Origin of the sequence: Pseudomonas sp. ANT_H4, assembly GCF_008369295.1 — a bacterium.
Lineage (GTDB): Bacteria > Pseudomonadota > Gammaproteobacteria > Pseudomonadales > Pseudomonadaceae > Aquipseudomonas.
The window spans coordinates 40,287-56,777 of sequence record NZ_VOBG01000033.1 but is presented as its reverse complement, the minus strand read 5'-3'; the positions used below and the strand labels follow the sequence as shown (position 1 = coordinate 56,777).

18 protein-coding genes are annotated in these 16,491 nt (G+C 57.6%); 9 read left to right on the top strand and 9 right to left on the bottom strand.

Annotated elements, in window-relative coordinates; all coding sequences use genetic code 11:
* Positions 1-155: 155 nt before the first annotated feature.
* Complete coding sequence (gene tyrS / locus FQ182_RS26685; RefSeq protein ID WP_149414417.1) at positions 156-1,355, bottom strand: tyrosine--tRNA ligase; 1,200 nt, start codon at positions 1,353-1,355, stop codon at positions 156-158.
* A 212-nt stretch (positions 1,356-1,567) separates the two neighbouring features.
* Here tyrS and FQ182_RS26680 point away from each other — a divergent pair, with 212 nt between their 5' ends.
* Both FQ182_RS26680 and FQ182_RS26675 read left to right on the top strand, forming a co-directional pair.
* Positions 1,568-2,986, top strand: a complete 1,419-nt coding sequence (locus FQ182_RS26680) for a peptidoglycan DD-metalloendopeptidase family protein (RefSeq protein WP_149414416.1) — start codon at positions 1,568-1,570, stop codon at positions 2,984-2,986.
* A gap of 3 nt (positions 2,987-2,989) precedes the next feature.
* Positions 2,990-4,081 carry an anhydro-N-acetylmuramic acid kinase gene (locus FQ182_RS26675; RefSeq protein WP_149414415.1) on the top strand — a complete coding sequence of 364 codons (1,092 nt, stop codon included), beginning with the start codon at positions 2,990-2,992 and terminating at the stop codon, positions 4,079-4,081.
* A gap of 68 nt (positions 4,082-4,149) precedes the next feature.
* On the opposite strand, the gene erpA is transcribed toward FQ182_RS26675, so the two are convergent.
* Both erpA and argC read right to left on the bottom strand, forming a co-directional pair.
* Positions 4,150-4,500, bottom strand: coding sequence for an iron-sulfur cluster insertion protein ErpA (erpA, locus tag FQ182_RS26670; protein ID WP_084379622.1), 351 nt, complete (start codon positions 4,498-4,500; stop codon positions 4,150-4,152).
* Positions 4,501-4,652: 152 nt separating this feature from the next.
* Positions 4,653-5,687 carry an N-acetyl-gamma-glutamyl-phosphate reductase gene (gene argC, locus FQ182_RS26665; RefSeq protein ID WP_149414414.1) on the bottom strand — a complete coding sequence of 345 codons (1,035 nt, stop codon included), beginning with the start codon at positions 5,685-5,687 and terminating at the stop codon, positions 4,653-4,655.
* Positions 5,688-5,823: 136 nt separating this feature from the next.
* Here argC and hemJ point away from each other — a divergent pair, with 136 nt between their 5' ends.
* The 6 genes from hemJ (at position 5,824) to coq7 (ending at position 10,350) form a co-directional block, all read left to right on the top strand.
* On the top strand, positions 5,824-6,252 hold the full coding sequence (gene hemJ, locus FQ182_RS26660; protein ID WP_149414413.1) for a protoporphyrinogen oxidase HemJ: 429 nt from the start codon (positions 5,824-5,826) through the stop codon (positions 6,250-6,252).
* A gap of 36 nt (positions 6,253-6,288) precedes the next feature.
* Positions 6,289-7,257 carry a nitronate monooxygenase family protein gene (locus FQ182_RS26655; protein ID WP_149414412.1) on the top strand — a complete coding sequence of 323 codons (969 nt, stop codon included), beginning with the start codon at positions 6,289-6,291 and terminating at the stop codon, positions 7,255-7,257.
* An 87-nt stretch (positions 7,258-7,344) separates the two neighbouring features.
* The gene (locus FQ182_RS26650; RefSeq protein ID WP_149414411.1) at positions 7,345-8,310 is read left to right on the top strand and encodes a DUF805 domain-containing protein; all 966 of its coding nucleotides are present in this window, start codon (positions 7,345-7,347) and stop codon (positions 8,308-8,310) included.
* Between the two features lie 63 nt (positions 8,311-8,373).
* Positions 8,374-9,162: an SDR family oxidoreductase gene (locus FQ182_RS26645; RefSeq protein WP_149414410.1), complete on the top strand. Its 789-nt coding sequence runs from the start codon at positions 8,374-8,376 to the stop codon at positions 9,160-9,162.
* Positions 9,163-9,246: 84 nt separating this feature from the next.
* Positions 9,247-9,585 carry a histidine triad nucleotide-binding protein gene (locus tag FQ182_RS26640; protein WP_149414409.1) on the top strand — a complete coding sequence of 113 codons (339 nt, stop codon included), beginning with the start codon at positions 9,247-9,249 and terminating at the stop codon, positions 9,583-9,585.
* A gap of 117 nt (positions 9,586-9,702) precedes the next feature.
* The gene (gene coq7 / locus FQ182_RS26635) at positions 9,703-10,350 is read left to right on the top strand and encodes a 2-polyprenyl-3-methyl-6-methoxy-1,4-benzoquinone monooxygenase (protein ID WP_133102252.1); all 648 of its coding nucleotides are present in this window, start codon (positions 9,703-9,705) and stop codon (positions 10,348-10,350) included.
* A 106-nt stretch (positions 10,351-10,456) separates the two neighbouring features.
* Here coq7 and FQ182_RS26630 read toward each other — a convergent pair whose 3' ends face one another.
* Positions 10,457-10,879 carry an OsmC family protein gene (locus FQ182_RS26630; RefSeq protein WP_005792019.1) on the bottom strand — a complete coding sequence of 141 codons (423 nt, stop codon included), beginning with the start codon at positions 10,877-10,879 and terminating at the stop codon, positions 10,457-10,459.
* A gap of 249 nt (positions 10,880-11,128) precedes the next feature.
* On the opposite strand from FQ182_RS26630, the gene crp reads away from it, so the two are divergent.
* Entirely contained in the window at positions 11,129-11,773 is a 645-nt protein-coding gene (crp, locus tag FQ182_RS26625) for a cAMP-activated global transcriptional regulator CRP (protein WP_149414408.1), read from the top strand.
* Here crp and FQ182_RS26620 read toward each other — a convergent pair.
* The 5 genes from FQ182_RS26620 to trpE are packed head-to-tail and all read right to left on the bottom strand — an operon-like array spanning position 11,770 to position 16,455.
* Entirely contained in the window at positions 11,770-12,465 is a 696-nt protein-coding gene (locus FQ182_RS26620) for a lipoate--protein ligase family protein (RefSeq protein WP_149414407.1), read from the bottom strand. The two genes, crp and FQ182_RS26620, sit on opposite strands and share 4 nt — an antisense overlap.
* A 2-nt stretch (positions 12,466-12,467) precedes the next feature.
* Positions 12,468-13,304: an indole-3-glycerol phosphate synthase TrpC gene (trpC, locus tag FQ182_RS26615; protein WP_149414406.1), complete on the bottom strand. Its 837-nt coding sequence runs from the start codon at positions 13,302-13,304 to the stop codon at positions 12,468-12,470.
* Positions 13,301-14,350, bottom strand: coding sequence for an anthranilate phosphoribosyltransferase (trpD, locus tag FQ182_RS26610; RefSeq protein WP_149414405.1), 1,050 nt, complete (start codon positions 14,348-14,350; stop codon positions 13,301-13,303). The genes trpC and trpD overlap by 4 nt, the downstream gene beginning before the upstream one ends.
* Positions 14,351-14,359: 9 nt before the next feature.
* Positions 14,360-14,953: an aminodeoxychorismate/anthranilate synthase component II gene (locus tag FQ182_RS26605; RefSeq protein WP_149414404.1), complete on the bottom strand. Its 594-nt coding sequence runs from the start codon at positions 14,951-14,953 to the stop codon at positions 14,360-14,362.
* 20 nt (positions 14,954-14,973) lie between these two features.
* Positions 14,974-16,455 (bottom strand): anthranilate synthase component I, encoded by a 1,482-nt coding sequence (gene trpE / locus FQ182_RS26600; protein WP_133102257.1) that lies wholly within the window; start codon positions 16,453-16,455, stop codon positions 14,974-14,976.
* Positions 16,456-16,491 lie beyond the last annotated feature (36 nt).

Genomic DNA, 16,491 nt, shown 5'->3' with positions numbered 1-16,491 from the left:
CCTTATCAACTCCTTCTGGGCTTCGATGAACTGAAGCAACTCGCTATCGAAACCTACATAACTCTTTGTTTACCAAGGAGTTTTCCGTTTCGACTGCGCCGGAAGTGGGCGAATTATAGACTTCCAGAATCTGCCGTCAACCCTTAATTTCAAACTTATTCGAATTTGAGCGTAATGCGCGCAAATGCCTTCTTGCCAGCCTGGCAAACATGGGTAGCGCCCAGCTCGTATATAAAGGTGCGATCTACAACCTCACCATCTATACGCACACCGCCAGAACCCAGAAGGTCCCGCGCTACTGCAGAGTTCTTCACCAGGCCCGCCTTATTAAGCACAGCCGCAATTGGCATCGCTTCAGCAGCAGTCAACTCAACCTCAGGCAGATCGTCCGGCAGCTCGCCATCCTTCATACGGTTGCCCGCAGCACGATGAGCACTGGCCGCAGCTTCCTCACCATGGAAGCGCGCAACGATTTCTTCCGCCAGCTTGATTTTCACATCACGAGGATTGGCCCCTGCCTCTACATCAGCACGCAGCGCACTGATCTCTTCCATCGAACGGAAGCTCAGCAGCTCGAAGTAACGCCACATGAGCGCATCCGGAATGGAAACCAGCTTGCCATACATAACGCCCGGCGCCTCCTGAATGCCTACATAGTTGCCCAAGGACTTGGACATCTTCTTGACACCATCCAACCCCTCCAGCAAAGGCATGGTCAGAATGCATTGAGCTTCTTGCCCATAGGCACGCTGCAGCTCACGCCCCATCAGCAGGTTGAACTTCTGATCAGTACCACCCAGCTCGACATCAGCGCGCAAGGCCACGGAGTCGTAACCCTGAACCAGCGGATAAAGGAACTCATGGATAGCAATTGGCTGATTGGTGGAGTAACGCTTATCGAAGTCATCGCGCTCAAGCATTCGAGCAACAGTGTATTGGGACGTCAGGCGAATGAAATCCGCCGGCCCCATCTGATCCATCCAGGTGGAGTTGAAAGCCACCTCAGTCTTGGCCGGATCAAGAATCTTGAAGACCTGCGTCTTATAGGTCTCTGCATTATCGAGAACCTGTTCACGGGTCAGGGCCGGACGCGTGGCACTCTTGCCACTGGGATCACCGATCATCCCAGTGAAGTCACCTATAAGGAAGATCACCTGATGCCCCAGCTCCTGGAACTGGCGCAGCTTATTAATAAGCACGGTATGGCCCAGGTGCAGATCCGGCGCAGTCGGATCGAAGCCAGCTTTAATACGAAGGGGCTGACCACGCTTGAGCTTTTCGATCAGCTCGGCTTCGACCAACAGTTCTTCCGCACCACGTTTGATCAGCGCTAGCTGCTCTTCAACCGACTTCATAACAGACCCGTAAGGCTCAGATTCAAAAGGGAACCAACCATACAAGATCAGGGACTAAATACAAGTTTTGCCCTGCGTACGGACACCATTCCACTACCCCGGCGTTCGTAGGCTTGCGTCACAGATGATTTGGTTATATTTTATACAGTTATTTCATCTTCATCATGTCAGTCATCTTTTCCAATTCACTTTTTCAAAGTCAAAAATCACCTATGACCACTGAACCGTCTAAAGCGCCGCCGCTTTACCCGAAGACCCACCTGCTCGCCGCAAGTGGTATCGCCGCCCTTCTAAGCTTGGCACTCCTGGTATTCCCTTCCAGTGACGTAGAAGCCAAACGAACAACCTTGAGTCTCGACTTAGACAGTCCGATTGAGCAACAGACACAAGATCAAGACGCTTCTGACGCACAACAAGCCACAAATGGCGCTGTTGAATCGCCATTTGCGCAGATTGAAAACAGCACTGACGACACCAAGGGAACAGCCCAGGCGACTCCAGCTACCGCCCCAGAGGTAGCGAAGGGCCCAGAACACCGCGAAGTGATTGTTGCCAAAGGCGACACGCTGTCAACGCTGTTCGAAAAGGTCGGCCTCCCGGCGTCAACGGTTAATGAAGTGCTGGCCAGCGACAAGCAAGCCAAGCAGTTCACCCAGCTCAAACACGGCCAGAAGCTTGAATTCGAGCTGACTCCCGACGGCCAACTGAATAACCTGCACAGCAGTATCAGCGACCTTGAAAGCATCACCCTGACCAAGGGAGCCAAAGGCTTCGCCTTCAACCGTACCACCACCAAACCCGTGGTGCGCTCCGCCTATATCCACGGTGTTATCAACAGCTCGCTGTCACAGTCCGCTGCTCGCGCCGGCCTGTCCCACAGCATGACCATGGACATGGCCAGCGTGTTTGGCTACGACATCGACTTCGCCCAGGATATTCGCCAAGGCGATGAGTTCGACGTGATCTACGAACAAAAGGTCGCCAACGGCAAGGTCGTCGGCACGGGCAATATCCTTTCGGCGCGGTTCACCAACCGTGGCAAGACCTACACCGCCGTGCGCTACACCAACAAACAAGGCAATAACAGCTACTACACCGCCGATGGCAACAGTATGCGCAAGGCTTTCATCCGCACCCCGGTTGACTTCGCCCGTATTAGCTCGCGTTTCTCCATGGGCCGCAAGCATCCAATTCTGAACAAAATCCGCGCCCACAAAGGTGTGGACTACGCGGCACCTCGCGGCACACCGATCAAGGCAGCCGGAGACGGCAAGGTGTTGCTGGCTGGTCGTCGCGGCGGCTATGGCAATACCGTGATCATCCAGCACGGCAATGCCTATCGCACGCTTTACGGCCACATGCAGGGCTTTGCCAAAGGCGTCAAGACTGGCGGTAACGTCAAACAAGGCCAGGTAATCGGCTACATCGGCACCACCGGCCTGTCTACCGGCCCGCATTTGCATTATGAATTCCAGGTCAACGGCGTACATGTCGACCCACTGGGCCAAAAGCTGCCGATGGCCGATCCAATCGCCAAAGCAGAGCGCTCACGCTTCCTGCAGCAGAGCCAGCCACTAATGGCACGCATGGACCAGGAACGGGCCACCATGCTGGCCTCGGCGAAGCGCTGAGCCATGCCGCTCTATATAGGCGTGATGTCCGGGACCAGCCTTGATGGCCTGGACATTGCGCTGATCGAGCAAGGCCCGGCGATCAGGTTGATCTCCACCCACTACATTCCAATGCCCGAATCCCTGCGTACCGAGCTGCTTGGCCTTTGCGCCAGCGGCCCGGACGAAATTGCCCGCGCAGCCATTGCCCAACAGAACTGGGTAACGCTCGCAGCCCAAGGCATTCATGCATTACTGGAACAACAGAAACTCACTCCCCAGCACATTCGCGCGATCGGCAGCCACGGGCAGACCATTCGTCATGAACCCGCTCGCGGGTTTACGGTGCAGATCGGCAACCCAGCGCTGCTGACCGAATTGACCGGCATCACTGTCGTCAGTGACTTTCGCAGTCGCGATGTTGCCGCAGGCGGCCAAGGTGCGCCGTTGGTGCCTGCTTTTCATGAGGCGCTCTTCAGCGAGCACAACGGCAACCGCGCAGTATTAAATGTGGGTGGCTTCAGTAACCTGAGCCTGATCGAGACCGGCAAGCCTGTCGCCGGATTTGACTGCGGCCCTGGCAATGTCTTGCTTGATGCCTGGATTCATCAGCAGCGAGGTGAGAACTTTGACCGTAACGGCCAATGGGCTGCCAGCGGAAACATTGAGCCGCTACTGCTCAAGGCTTTGCTGAGCGACCCCTTCTTCCTGACACAAGGCCCGAAAAGTACCGGGCGCGAAGTGTTCAACCTTGGCTGGCTGGAACACCATCTCCGTCGACTACCCGAGTTCGCCGCTGAGGACGTTCAAGCCACACTGCTTGAACTGACCGCCCAGACCATCGTCGAGTCGCTGCAAGCCGCCCAATTGCGGACCGAAACCCTGCTGGTGTGCGGCGGCGGCGCCCACAACGGCGCACTGATGAGCCGCTTGCGCGCGCGGCTACCCGACACACACGTCAGCAGCACCGCCACTTGCGGCGTAGATCCTGACTGGGTCGAAGCCATGGCCTTCGCCTGGCTGGCCCACTGTTGTCTTGAAGGCATCGCCGCCAACCGCCCAAGCGTCACAGGCGCCCGGGGGCTGCGAGTACTCGGCGCGATCTACCCTGCCTGAGCCCCAGATAGCAAAACGCCGCTTGGCTCCATTAGAACCAAGCGGCGCTTTGCCCAATCCGCTAGCGATCAGATCGAGAACGAAGACCCACAACCACAAGTTGTGGTCGCATTCGGGTTCTTGATCACGAAACGTGAGCCTTCCAGACCTTCCTGGTAATCCACCTCGGCGCCTGCCAAGTACTGGAAGCTCATAGGGTCGACGACCAGGCTTACGCCCTCGCGCTCGACGATGGTGTCATCATCGGCCACATCTTCATCGAAAGTGAAACCGTACTGAAACCCTGAACAACCGCCGCCCGTAACAAATACGCGCAGCTTCAAGCGATCATTACCCTCTTCATCGACCAGGCTCTTCACCTTGTGCGCAGCACCGTGGGTGAATTGCAAAACCGTGGGGGTGAAGGATTCAACGCTCATGCTGATTATCTCCCGGCGTAGCGCCGCCATATGCGTGATGGCGACCATTATCCGCTTCTCCTAGAAAAACGGTCAACTATTATGGGGGCCGTGGCAAGCTTCAAGCCATTAGCTCCAAGCTTGCGGCTTACAACTTGAAGCTTGTAGCTGCCTTAAGGCAGCATACCCGCGTGGGATAAGCCCAGCTTCTCATCCAGGCCAAACAGAATGTTCATGTTCTGCACCGCCTGCCCCGACGCGCCTTTGACCAGGTTATCAATGACTGACAGGACCACTACCAAATCACCATCCTGCGGGCGATGTACCGCGATACGACAAACATTGGCTCCACGTACGCTGCGTGTTTCCGGATGGCTGCCCGCGGGCATCACATCGACGAACGGCTCGTTCGCGTAGCGCTTTTCAAACAGTGCTTGCAGGTCTACCGAGCGATCCACAACGGTCGCGTACAACGTGGAGTGAATCCCACGAATCATCGGAGTCAAATGCGGGACGAAAGTCAGACCGACGTCCTTGCCAGCAGCACGACGCAAGCCTTGGCGAATTTCCGGTAAATGGCGATGCCCTTTGACCGCGTAGGCCTTCATGCTCTCCGACGTCTCAGAGTACAGCGAACCTACCGCAGCGCCACGACCGGCACCGCTGACGCCCGACTTGCAGTCAGCAATCAACCGCGAGGCATCTGCCAAACCTGCTTCCAACAACGGCAGGAAGCCCAACTGCGTAGCGGTCGGATAGCAACCCGGCACAGCAATCAGACGCGCCTGCTTGATCTGCTCGCGATTGACTTCCGGCAGCCCATAAACGGCCTCTTCAAGCAGCTCTGGAGCACCGTGAGGCTGCCCGTACCACTTGGCCCACTCATCGGCATCCTGCAGACGGAAGTCCGCAGACAGGTCGATAACCTTGGTGCCAGCGGCCAGCAACTCACCCGCCAGGGCATGGGCAACCCCATGGGGCGTGGCGAAAAACACCACATCGCAGGCGCCCAGGGCCTTGATGTCCGGAACACTGAACGCCAGACCGTCGTAGTGGCCTCGCAGGTTCGGGTACATATCGGCAACGGCCAGGCCGGCCTCGGATCGAGAAGTGATAACCACCACCTCAGCTTGCGGATGCTGAGCCAACAGACGCAGCAATTCGACACCGGTGTAACCCGTGCCGCCGACGATACCGACCTTGACCATAAACCTGCCCTCAACGAACCCACTGGAAAGCCGTCGATAATAGGGTCCGTATCGTTCTGCGACAACCGCCAAGGTGACGTACGCACGCTCTAACCTCTATTATCTCCAGTTACCGTGAACCTGGGAATAACTAAAAATGCTTTATCTATGGCTCAAAGTCTTTCATATCGTCAGCATCGTCTGCTGGTTTGCCGGGCTGTTTTATCTACCCCGCCTGTTTGTCTACCACGCACAAAGCGAAGACACCGTCAGCAAGGAACGCTTCTGTGTCATGGAGCGCAAGTTGTACAAAGGCATCATGCTGCCGGCGATGATCGCCACGCTGGTGTTCGGCATCTGGCTGATCAGCCTCAACCCCAGCGTATTCAGCCAAGGCGGCTGGATGCATGCCAAGCTGACCTTGGTAGTGATCTTGATAGGCTACCACCATATGTGCGGCGCACAGGTGAAACGTTTCGCCCGTGGCGAAAACACCCGCAGCCATGTCTTTTATCGCTGGTTCAATGAAGTGCCAGTTCTGATATTGCTGGCTATTGTAATTTTAGTCGTCGTAAAGCCGTTCTAACTTCTAATCAGCCGCACTTAATCCGGGGTACTTCCAATGTCGCTGCCCGCTTTGCTTGAACAACGTCTGCGCCTGCCCGTGGTGGCTGCGCCGATGTTCCTGATTTCCAACCCGCAACTGGTATTAGCCTGCTGTCGTAACGGTGTGGTCGGGAGCTTCCCGGCACTCAACCAACGGGAAAGCAGCGGCTTCAAGGCCTGGCTGGAAGAAATCGAAGCAGGCTTGGCGCTGTTGGAAAACCCGGCGCCCTATGCAGTCAATCTGATCGTGCACAACAGCAACCCGCGCCTTGAAGCCGACTTGGCGATTTGCGTCGAGCACAAGGTGCCGATCATCATCACCAGCCTGGGCGCGGTGAAAGAGTTGGTGGACGCCGTGCATAGCTACGGCGGCCTGGTATTCCATGATGTCACCACCCGGCGCCACGCGGAAAAAGCCGCAGAGGCCGGTGTTGATGGCCTTATCGCCGTCGCGGCCGGCGCCGGTGGCCATGCCGGCACCTGGAGCCCCTTCTCGTTGATTGCCGAAATACGCCAATTTTTCGATAAAACCCTGCTGCTGGCCGGCTGCCTGAACCACGGGCACGAGATTCTCGCTGCGCAGTTGCTCGGTGCAGACCTGGCCTATTTCGGCACCCGATTCATCGGCACCACCGAAAGCCATGCCCCGGAGGCTTATAAAGATATGCTGCTCACATCGCGCGCCGCCGACATAGTGCACACTCCTGCCGTCTCGGGCGTGCCGGCGAGCTTTATGCGCCAAAGCCTGGAAAACGCCGGCTTCGACCTCGCCGCACTACAAGGCAAGGGCGAAGTCAATTTCGGCTCCAAACTCAAGCCATTGAGTGACGAGGCCAAGGCCTGGAAAACTGTATGGTCCGCCGGCCAGGGCGTCGGTGAGATTAATGATCTACCCAGCGTAGATGAACTCATTGCCCGCCTGGATGCCGAATACCGCAAGGCGCTTGAGCACGCAGCACAACTGCCAACGCGTTGGCCGCGCTGATCTAGCGGTAATGTATCGCCTGCTGATTGAGGCCGGCGTTACACGCCCCTGCAACACCCACCTAACTCAAGTGACAAGGATGCCCGCATGAGCGATAACCGCTTCAAGATTGTGTTTGATGGCGCACTGCTGCCGGGTGTCGAAGTCAGCACAGCTAAGCTGAACCTCGCCGACCTGTTCAAAAGTGATGTCGAGTCCATCGAGAAGCTGTTTACCGGACGCCCTGTCGCCCTCAAGCGCGACCTAACTCAAGCTAACGCCCAAACCTACCTTGAAGCACTGACCAAAACTGGCATCGATGCACGCATCGAAGCCGAACAGCCAGTGGCCTTCAGCCTGGCCGAGACTCTCGAGACCGACTCCAGCAGCTCAACCGATTACAGTCGTCCGGCAGCATCACCTTACGCGCCGCCACGAGCCGCCGTAGGTGAAAAACTGCCAGAGTTCGCCACCCTGAAAGTCTTTACCGTCAATGGACGTATTGGCCGATTGCGCTTCCTGGCCTGGACCCTGGTGCTGACGCTGGCGATACTCGCCGTGACCGGCGTGGCCTTTACCATAGGTTTGGGTATCGCTGCGGCGTCTTCGACAGCGGCTATCGTCATTGGCACCCTGGTGGGGATCGCTTTTGGCGTCGCGTTTATCTGGGTCAGCGTGCAGATTACCGTGCAGCGCTTGCATGACCTAGGCTGGTCCGGCTGGTTGTGGTTCCTCAACCTGGTGCCCTTCGTGGGCAGTGTTTTCCCTATTCTATTAATGGTGTTGCCGGGCAACACCGGCGCCAACCAATATGGCGCACCGCCACCGCCCAACAGCACTTCGGTCAAAGTGCTCTCTGTTCTATGGCTGGCGCTAATTCCGTTGATCTTCGTCGCACTATTGATACCCGGCCTGAGCGGCATGCTGGATGAATTTGAAGGCACTGTGGATAGCTCCTACGAAAGCAGCTCCATGGCCACTGATGAAGATGCCGATCAAAGCGTCATCGTTGAGCAAGACGATGTGCAGAGTGCTGTCGACGCAGCCGAACCTGTAGACTCTCCTGAAGAATGAAGAAACGCCCGACGCCTGTGATGCCTTTGTCTCAGGCTAGGCGGCGTTGCGATGGAGAAACGCATGACCCGTTACGCTCTGATCACCGGTGCCTCCAGCGGCATTGGCCTGGCCTTGGCCGAAGCATTGGCCCGCCGTGGCCGCAGCTTGATTCTGGTGGCCCGCCAGCGTGATCAGTTGGAAAGTATCGCAATCGAGTTGACTCAACGCTTTGGCGTCGAAGTGCTGTTCCGTGCCTGCGACCTTGGCGAGCCCTTGCGCCTGTCCGGGTTTCTGCTGGAGCTTGAAGAAGGCGAGCGACAGATCGATTTGCTGGTCAACTGCGCCGGCATCGGCACGTGTGGCCCGTTCCTGGCCCAGGACTGGATGACCGAACAAGATCTGCTGGAGGTCAATATCCTGGCCCTGACCCGACTCTGCCATGCCTTGGGCAACTCAATGGCCCTGCAGGGTGGCGGACAAATCCTCAACGTCGCCTCAGTCGCCGCGTTCCAACCCGGCCCGTGGATGAGCAGCTACTACGCCAGCAAAGCCTATGTGTTGCACTTTTCCGAAGGCCTGCGGGAAGAACTGAAGACCTGCGCAGTAAAAGTCTCGGTGCTCTGCCCCGGCCCCACGCGAACCGCGTTTTTCCGTACCGCGCAACTGGATACCGTCAAATTGGACAACAGCCAACAGCTAATGAGTCCGGAAGAGGTCGCGCTGTATACCGTACGCGCACTCGAAAAAAACAAAGCCATCATCATCCCCGGTCGTCGGAATCGCTGGCTGGCATTCAGCCCTCGCTTGAGCCCACGCTGGCTGACTCGCAAAATCGCCGGTGCCATCAATAAGGCCTACTGCCCGCGCTGACCGTAATCGACACACGCAAAGGGCTGGGCGCATGCAGATCGCCTGAGTACACTCAGCCTGCACTTTCACTACGGAGAAACAGCTGTGGATACTCTGTTCACCAAGATCATCAACAGAGAAATACCCGCGAAGATCATCTACGAGGATGACCAGGTCCTGGCCTTCCACGACATCGCTCCAGCGGCACCGGTGCATTTTCTCGTGATTCCGAAAAAGCCGATCCGCACCCTTAACGACCTCACCGAGGAAGATAAGGCACTGGCCGGACATATTTTGTTCACCGCCCAGCGCTTGGCCCTGGAGCTGGGCTGCGAAGAGGGTTTCCGCGTGGTGATGAACTGTAACCCGATGGGTGGGCAAACCGTTTACCACATCCATATGCATGTACTGGGTCAGCGTCAGATGAATTGGCCCCCGGGCTGAGTGACCGCTCGTTCGAGTCGTAACCGCTGGCTGCGACCTTACAGCCTTGACCCAACGCAAACGCTTCCCCCTCTAATTGCGGTAAACTGGCCGCCGAGATTCTTCCCGGAGGTCAGCATGACTACCCAACGTCACTACTCGCCGATTGACCGTCTGTTGCTGCAAGCCGATACGGCAATGCGCACGTTGTTGCCGTTCAGCGGCCAACCGTACCGCCCCTCGCCCGCCATCGTGCAACCCGAAGCGCAAATGAGCGAGACCGATACTCGCCATGTCGCGGGCCTGATGCGCATCAACCATACCGGCGAAGTCTGTGCCCAGGCGCTGTACCAGGGCCAGGCCCTGACCGCCAAACTGCCGCAAGTACGCGCCGCCATGGAGCATGCTGCCGAGGAAGAAATCGACCACCTAGCCTGGTGCGAGCAACGCATTCGCCAACTGGGCAGCCACCCGAGCGTGTTGAACCCGCTGTTTTATGGTTTGTCGTTTGGCATCGGCGCCGTTGCCGGGCTGATCAGCGACAAGGTCAGCCTCGGCTTTGTGGCGGCAACTGAGCATCAGGTCTGCAAGCACCTCAATGAGCACCTGGAGCAACTGCCACCCGAAGACGAGAAGTCCCGGGCGATTCTTGAGCAGATGCGTATTGACGAAGAACACCATGCCGAAAGTGCGCTGGATGCTGGCGGCTTCCGTTTTCCGGCACCGGTGAAGTTCGGCATGAGCCTGCTGGCCAAGGTAATGACCAAGAGTACTTACCGCATCTGATAACTTGCTTCTAAACAAAGCAGAAAGGGCGCTTTTTAAGCGCCCTTCTTTTTGCCTGGTTGAAATAGGTGTAACCCTATTTCAGGACTAGACACCAATCTATCGATCAACCCAGCTCAATGATCTCGTAATCATGAGTAATGGCCACACCTGCCGCACCCAGCATGATCGAGGCCGAGCAATACTTTTCAGCCGACAGCTCAATGGCACGTTTGACCTGGGCTTCTTTCAGCGCCCGGCCCTTGACCACGAAGTGCATATGGATCTTGGTAAACACCTTGGGGTCTTCGGTGGCGCGCTCCGCCTCAAGAAAAGCCTCACAGCTTTCCACCGCTTGGCGGGACTTCTTCAGGATGCTGACCACATCGAAATTGCTGCAACCGCCGACACCCAACAAGAGCATTTCCATCGGCCGTACGCCCAGGTTGCGACCGCCAGCTTCAGGAGGGCCGTCCATGACCACGACATGGCCACTGCCCGACTCACCGAGGAACATCGCTTCGCCCGCCCATTGGATGCGTGCCTTCATCGCCCAGACTCCACTGCTAAAAAAGGGTCGCCAGCTTAGCACAGGGCCTTGGGGCGGCAGTGTTTCCCATGAAAACGATCAACTGCAGGGTTTGATAGTTAAATTCCCTAATCGAGTCAGAATGTGTCTGTTAAGCTGGCGCCAAATCAATGGCGCATTGCCATCCAATGGATGTTTGCACAGCCATTGATAGCGCTCGATAAAAAATACAAGTCCGACCACACCGTGCAGTCTTTTCGGGATACAACCATGGTTGCTATTACTCCCACACCCAAAATCAAGAACCTCGACAAACTGTTGATGCATTGTCAGCGTCGGCGCTATCCGGCCAAGCACAACATCATCTGTGCAGGGGAGCGCTCGGAAACGCTGTTCTTCATCATCAAAGGCTCTGTCACCATCCTGATCGAGGATGACGATGGCCGTGAAATGATCATCGCCTACCTTAATATCGGTGATTTCTTTGGTGAACTGGGGCTGTTTGAACAAGCCGGAAAAGAACAGGAGCGCAGCGCCTGGGTGCGGGCCAAGATCGAGTGCGAAGTAGCAGAGATCAGCTATACGAAATTTCGCGAATTGGCCCAGCAAGATCCGGACATCCTGTACGCCCTGAGTGGCCAGATCGCTCAGCGCTTGCGTGATACAACCCGCAAGGTCGGTGACCTGGCATTCTTTGATGTCACGGGTAGAGTGGCGCGCTGCTTATTGGAATTGTGCAAACAACCTGACGCGATGACCCACCCAGACGGCATGCAAATCAAAGTCACTCGGCAGGAAATCGGACGTATTGTCGGTTGTTCACGGGAGATGGTCGGTCGGGTGCTCAAGGATCTGGAAGAGCGCAACCTGGTTCATGTCAAAGGCAAGACCATGGTGGTGTTCGGTACCCGCTAAACCGGCAGGAACTGACCGAGCATTTGCCGGTACAACGCGTTGAGCCGGCTAATTGCATCGGGGGCGGGGAAAGCTTCGTGCAAGGCAATATGGCTTTCGACGCGAACACGCTGCTCCAACCCACAGGCTTCGTTGAAGCGGTTGACCGCCGCGATCAACGCATCGCGGTCGTTATCCAACAGCAACGCGCCATGCACCAAGCCTACCGGACGACCACCGCTTTGCCGCCAGCGCTGTGCGGTGCCGACCATTTTGCGGCCGTCGAGGTTGACGTTGTAGCGCCCGTCGCAAAAAGCCCCGTCGATTTCGCCCACCGATGCATCGCCACCCAACTCGATGAGCAGGTCGCAGATAGGCTGGCACAACCGTTGATACCCGGTTTCGATTCGGCCTTGGTCACCTTCGCTGCGGGGCGGTGCATAGACTAGTGCAATATTGACGGTGGCCGCCGATTGCGGCACCGGTTCACCGCCTGTCTCGCGCAGCAAGACGGGCCAACCGTGGGCCGCCGAGACTTGGCTGGCGACTTCAAACGCGGGGAGCCGACTCAGCCGACGAGGCATGACCAACGCTTGGTCATTGGGCTGCCAAAACAGCAGCCCAAAGGACTGCTCGCCCGCGCAAACGGCGGCCAGCAAATCCTGTTCAGCCGCAAGGCCCGCCTCGACCGTCATTGCAACGGGCTTGATCATCATCAATCCAGCGTCGAGCCGCTGATTGCCACACCACGTTCAGGGAAGAACAAGCGCTGCAGTTCAGCCCCCGGATTTTCGGCACGCATGAAGGTTTCGCCCACCAGGAACGAATACACGCCGCTGATTTCCATCAATTCAACATCTGCTCGGTTGACGATGCCACTCTCGGTGATCACCAGGCGATCGCGAGGAATGCGCGGCAGCAGGTCGAGGGTGTTTTCCAGACTGACTTCGAATGTGTGCAGGTTGCGATTGTTAACCCCCACCAGCGGTGTATCGAGGGTTTTCAGCGCACGCTCCAGCTCGTCACCGTCGTGAACTTCCACCAGTACATCTAGGCCTACGCTTTTGGCCACGGCGGCCAGCTCTGCCATCTTCACGTCATCCAATGCGGAGACGATCAACAGCACGCAATCGGCGCCCAGCGCGCGGGCTTCAATGATTTGATACGGGTCGACCATGAAGTCCTTGCGGATCACCGGCAGCGTGCAGGCTGCCCGCGCTTGCTGGAGGTAAAGATCACAGCCCTGGAAATAGTCGATATCGGTCAACACGGAGAGGCATGTCGCGCCGCCCTTTTCATAACTCTTGGCGATGTCTTCAGGAATGAAGATCTCGCGAATCACCCCTTTGCTCGGCGAAGCCTTTTTGATTTCAGCAATGACGGCCGGCTGCTTGGCCTTGGCCTGCTTGATCAGGGCATCGGCGAAGCCGCGTGGTGCATCGGCGCTTTTCGCCAAGCCTTCCAGCTCGGCCAGGCTGACACGGGCACGACGCTCGGCCACCTCTTCTGCCTTGCGGGCCAGGATATTTTCCAGAACGGTCGGAACACTCATCCTTCATTCTCCATTTTGAACACGGCCGTGAATGCTCCCAGTTCTTCGAGCTTCTCGCGAGCCAGGCCCGTATGCAAAGCATCGTGGGCCAAGGCGACGCCTTCCTTAAGACTATAGGCGTGGTCGGCAGCGTAAAGTGCCGCGCCAGCATTCAGGATGATCATTTCCGCAGCTTTCTGGCCATTTTCGGTTTTTCGGCGGCCCAAGGCATCGAGAATCAACTCAAGGGAGGCGGCCGGGCTTTCCACCGCCAGGCCGTGCAAGCTCTGGCTCTTCATGCCCAAGTCTTCAGGTTCGACCCAATATTCGGTGACCTGATCATTCTTCAGCTCTGCCACGAAGGTCGGTGCCGCCAGGCTAAATTCGTCCAGGCCATCCTTGGAGTGCACCACCAGCACATGTTTGCTGCCCATGCGCTGCAAGACTTCGACCAGTGGCCGGCACAGCGCCTGGCTAAACACACCTACCACCTGATGTTTCACGCCAGCCGGATTCGTAAGCGGGCCGAGCATGTTGAACAGGGTACGCAAGCCGAGGTCCTTACGCGGACCGGCAGCGTACTTCATCGCCCCATGATGGGACTGAGCGAACATGAAGCCAATGCCGACATTATCGATGCAGCGCGCCACTTGCACCGGCGTCAGGTTCAGGTAGATCCCTGCGGCTTCCAGCAAATCGGCGCTGCCGCTTTTGCCTGATACCGCACGGTTACCGTGCTTGGCCACGGTGCAACCGGCAGCCGCCACGACAAAAGAGGCAGCCGTCGACACGTTGAAAATGTTCGCACCGTCGCCACCGGTGCCGACCACGTCGACCACGCCGTCGAGGGTCTTGAGTTCGACCTTGTCCGCCAACTCACGCATGACCGAGACGGCGCCGACGATTTCGTCGATGCTCTCGCTCTTCATACGCATGGCCATCATGAAGGCGCCGATCTGCGCATCGGTGCATTGACCGGTCATGATTTCGCGCATGACATCGCTCATCTCGGCGGTGCTCAGGTCCAGATGGCCGACGATACGGTTCAGTGCAGTCTTGATATCCATGAAAAGTCCTTAGCGCGTGCCGCCGCGTTGCTTGAGAAAGTTGGCGAACAGCTCATAGCCCTGCTCGGTCAGAATCGATTCAGGGTGAAATTGCACCCCTTCGACATTCAATGTCTTGTGACGCAGGCCCATGATCTCGTCGACCGAGCCGTCTTCCAACTGAGTCCAGGCGGTCAGTTCAAGGCATTCCGGCAGGGTCTCGCGTTTGACCACCAACGAGTGGTAGCGAGTAACCGTCACCGGCAGCTTCAAACCGTGAAATACACCCTGGTCATTATGGAACACCGGGCTGGTCTTGCCATGCATCACATGGCGGGCGCGAACCACGTCGCCGCCGAATGCCTGGCCGATGGACTGATGGCCCAGGCACACACCGAGAATCGGCAATTTCCCGGCAAAAAACTTGATGGCTTCCAGGGATATTCCCGCTTCAGTCGGGGTACACGGACCAGGGGAAACCACGATGCGCTCAGGATTCAGCGCGGCAATTTCGGCCACGGTCAGTTCATCGTTGCGCACCACCGTGACCTCGGCGCCGAGCTCGCCCAGGTATTGCACAACGTTGTAAGTAAAGGAGTCATAGTTATCGATCATCAGCAACATGGGGGAAACCTCTTGAATTCTTAGCCCTGCGGGGTCTGTTCAGCCAACGCCACTGCGCGGAACATCGCCCGGCGCTTGTTCAAGGTTTCTTCCCACTCAAGGGCTGGCACCGAGTCGGCAACAATGCCGCCACCCGCCTGCACATGCAGCTCGCCGTCCTTGATCACCGCAGTGCGGATCGCAATGGCGGTGTCCATGTTGCCGTTCCAGGCGAAGTAGCCCACCGCGCCGCCATAGACACCGCGCTTGACTGGCTCCAGCTCGTCGATGATTTCCATCGCGCGAATCTTTGGTGCGCCGGACAAAGTGCCGGCCGGCAGAATCGCCCGCAAAGCGTCCATCGCCGTCAGCCCGGCCTTCAGCTCGCCAGTAACGTTGGAGACAATGTGCATCACGTTGGAATAACGCTCGATGACCATCTTCTCAGTGAGTTTCACCGAACCGATTTCCGAGACTCGCCCAGTGTCGTTACGCCCCAGGTCGATCAGCATCAAGTGCTCGGCAATTTCCTTGTCGTCGGACAGCAGGTCTTGCTCCAGCGCTAGGTCCGCCTCTTCGGTCGCACCGCGAGGACGGGTACCGGCAATCGGGCGCACGGTGATCAGATTATCTTCGACACGCACCAGCACTTCCGGCGAACTGCCCACGACATGAAAGTCGCCAAAGTTGAAGAAGTACATGTACGGCGTCGGGTTGAAGCAGCGCAGCGCCCGATAGAGATCAATGGGTGCGGCCTTGAAGTCGATGGACATTCGCTGCGACGGCACCACTTGCATGCAGTCGCCGGCGAGGATGTATTCCTTGATGGTATCGACTGCGCGCTCGTAGTCATCCTGGGTAAAGCTGGAGCGGAACACCGGGTCGGCAGCCGGCGGACGGCTTAGGTCCAGGCCGCGACGCGGGGTGATCGGCTGGCGTAGTTTTTCCAGCAAGGCTTCCAGGCTGGCCTGGCCTTGCTCGAACGCGCCATCCTGGGAGGGATCGGCCAGCACAATCGCGTGCATCTTGCCGGCAAGGTTGTCGAAAACGACTACCGCGTCGGAGACCATCAACAGAATGTCCGGCACGCCCAGCGGGTCAGGATTCGGGCATTTGCCCAGGCGTTTCTCCACGTAACGCACGCAGTCGTAGCCGAAGTAGCCCACCAGTCCGCCGTTGAAGCGCGGCAGGCCGGCAATGGTCGGTACGTTATAGCGGGCCTTGAAGGCTTCGACGAAGGTCAGCGGGTCTTCCACATCATGGCTTTCGATCTCGACGCCGTCACAGGTGATGCTGACGTGATGGTCGTGAACTCGCAGTACCGTGCGGCACGGTAGGCCAATGATCGAATAACGCCCCCACTTCTCGCCGCCCTGCACCGATTCCAGCAAATAAGAATTGGGCTCGTCGGCCAGTTTCAGGTAGATCGACAGCGGGGTGTCGAAGTCGGCCAGGGTTTCGCAGGCCAGGGGGATACGGTTGTAGCCAGCAGCGGCCAAACGCAGGAATTCTTCGCGGATCATGAGGTGCCTCGTGGCATGAGGGTCTAACGGTCAGGT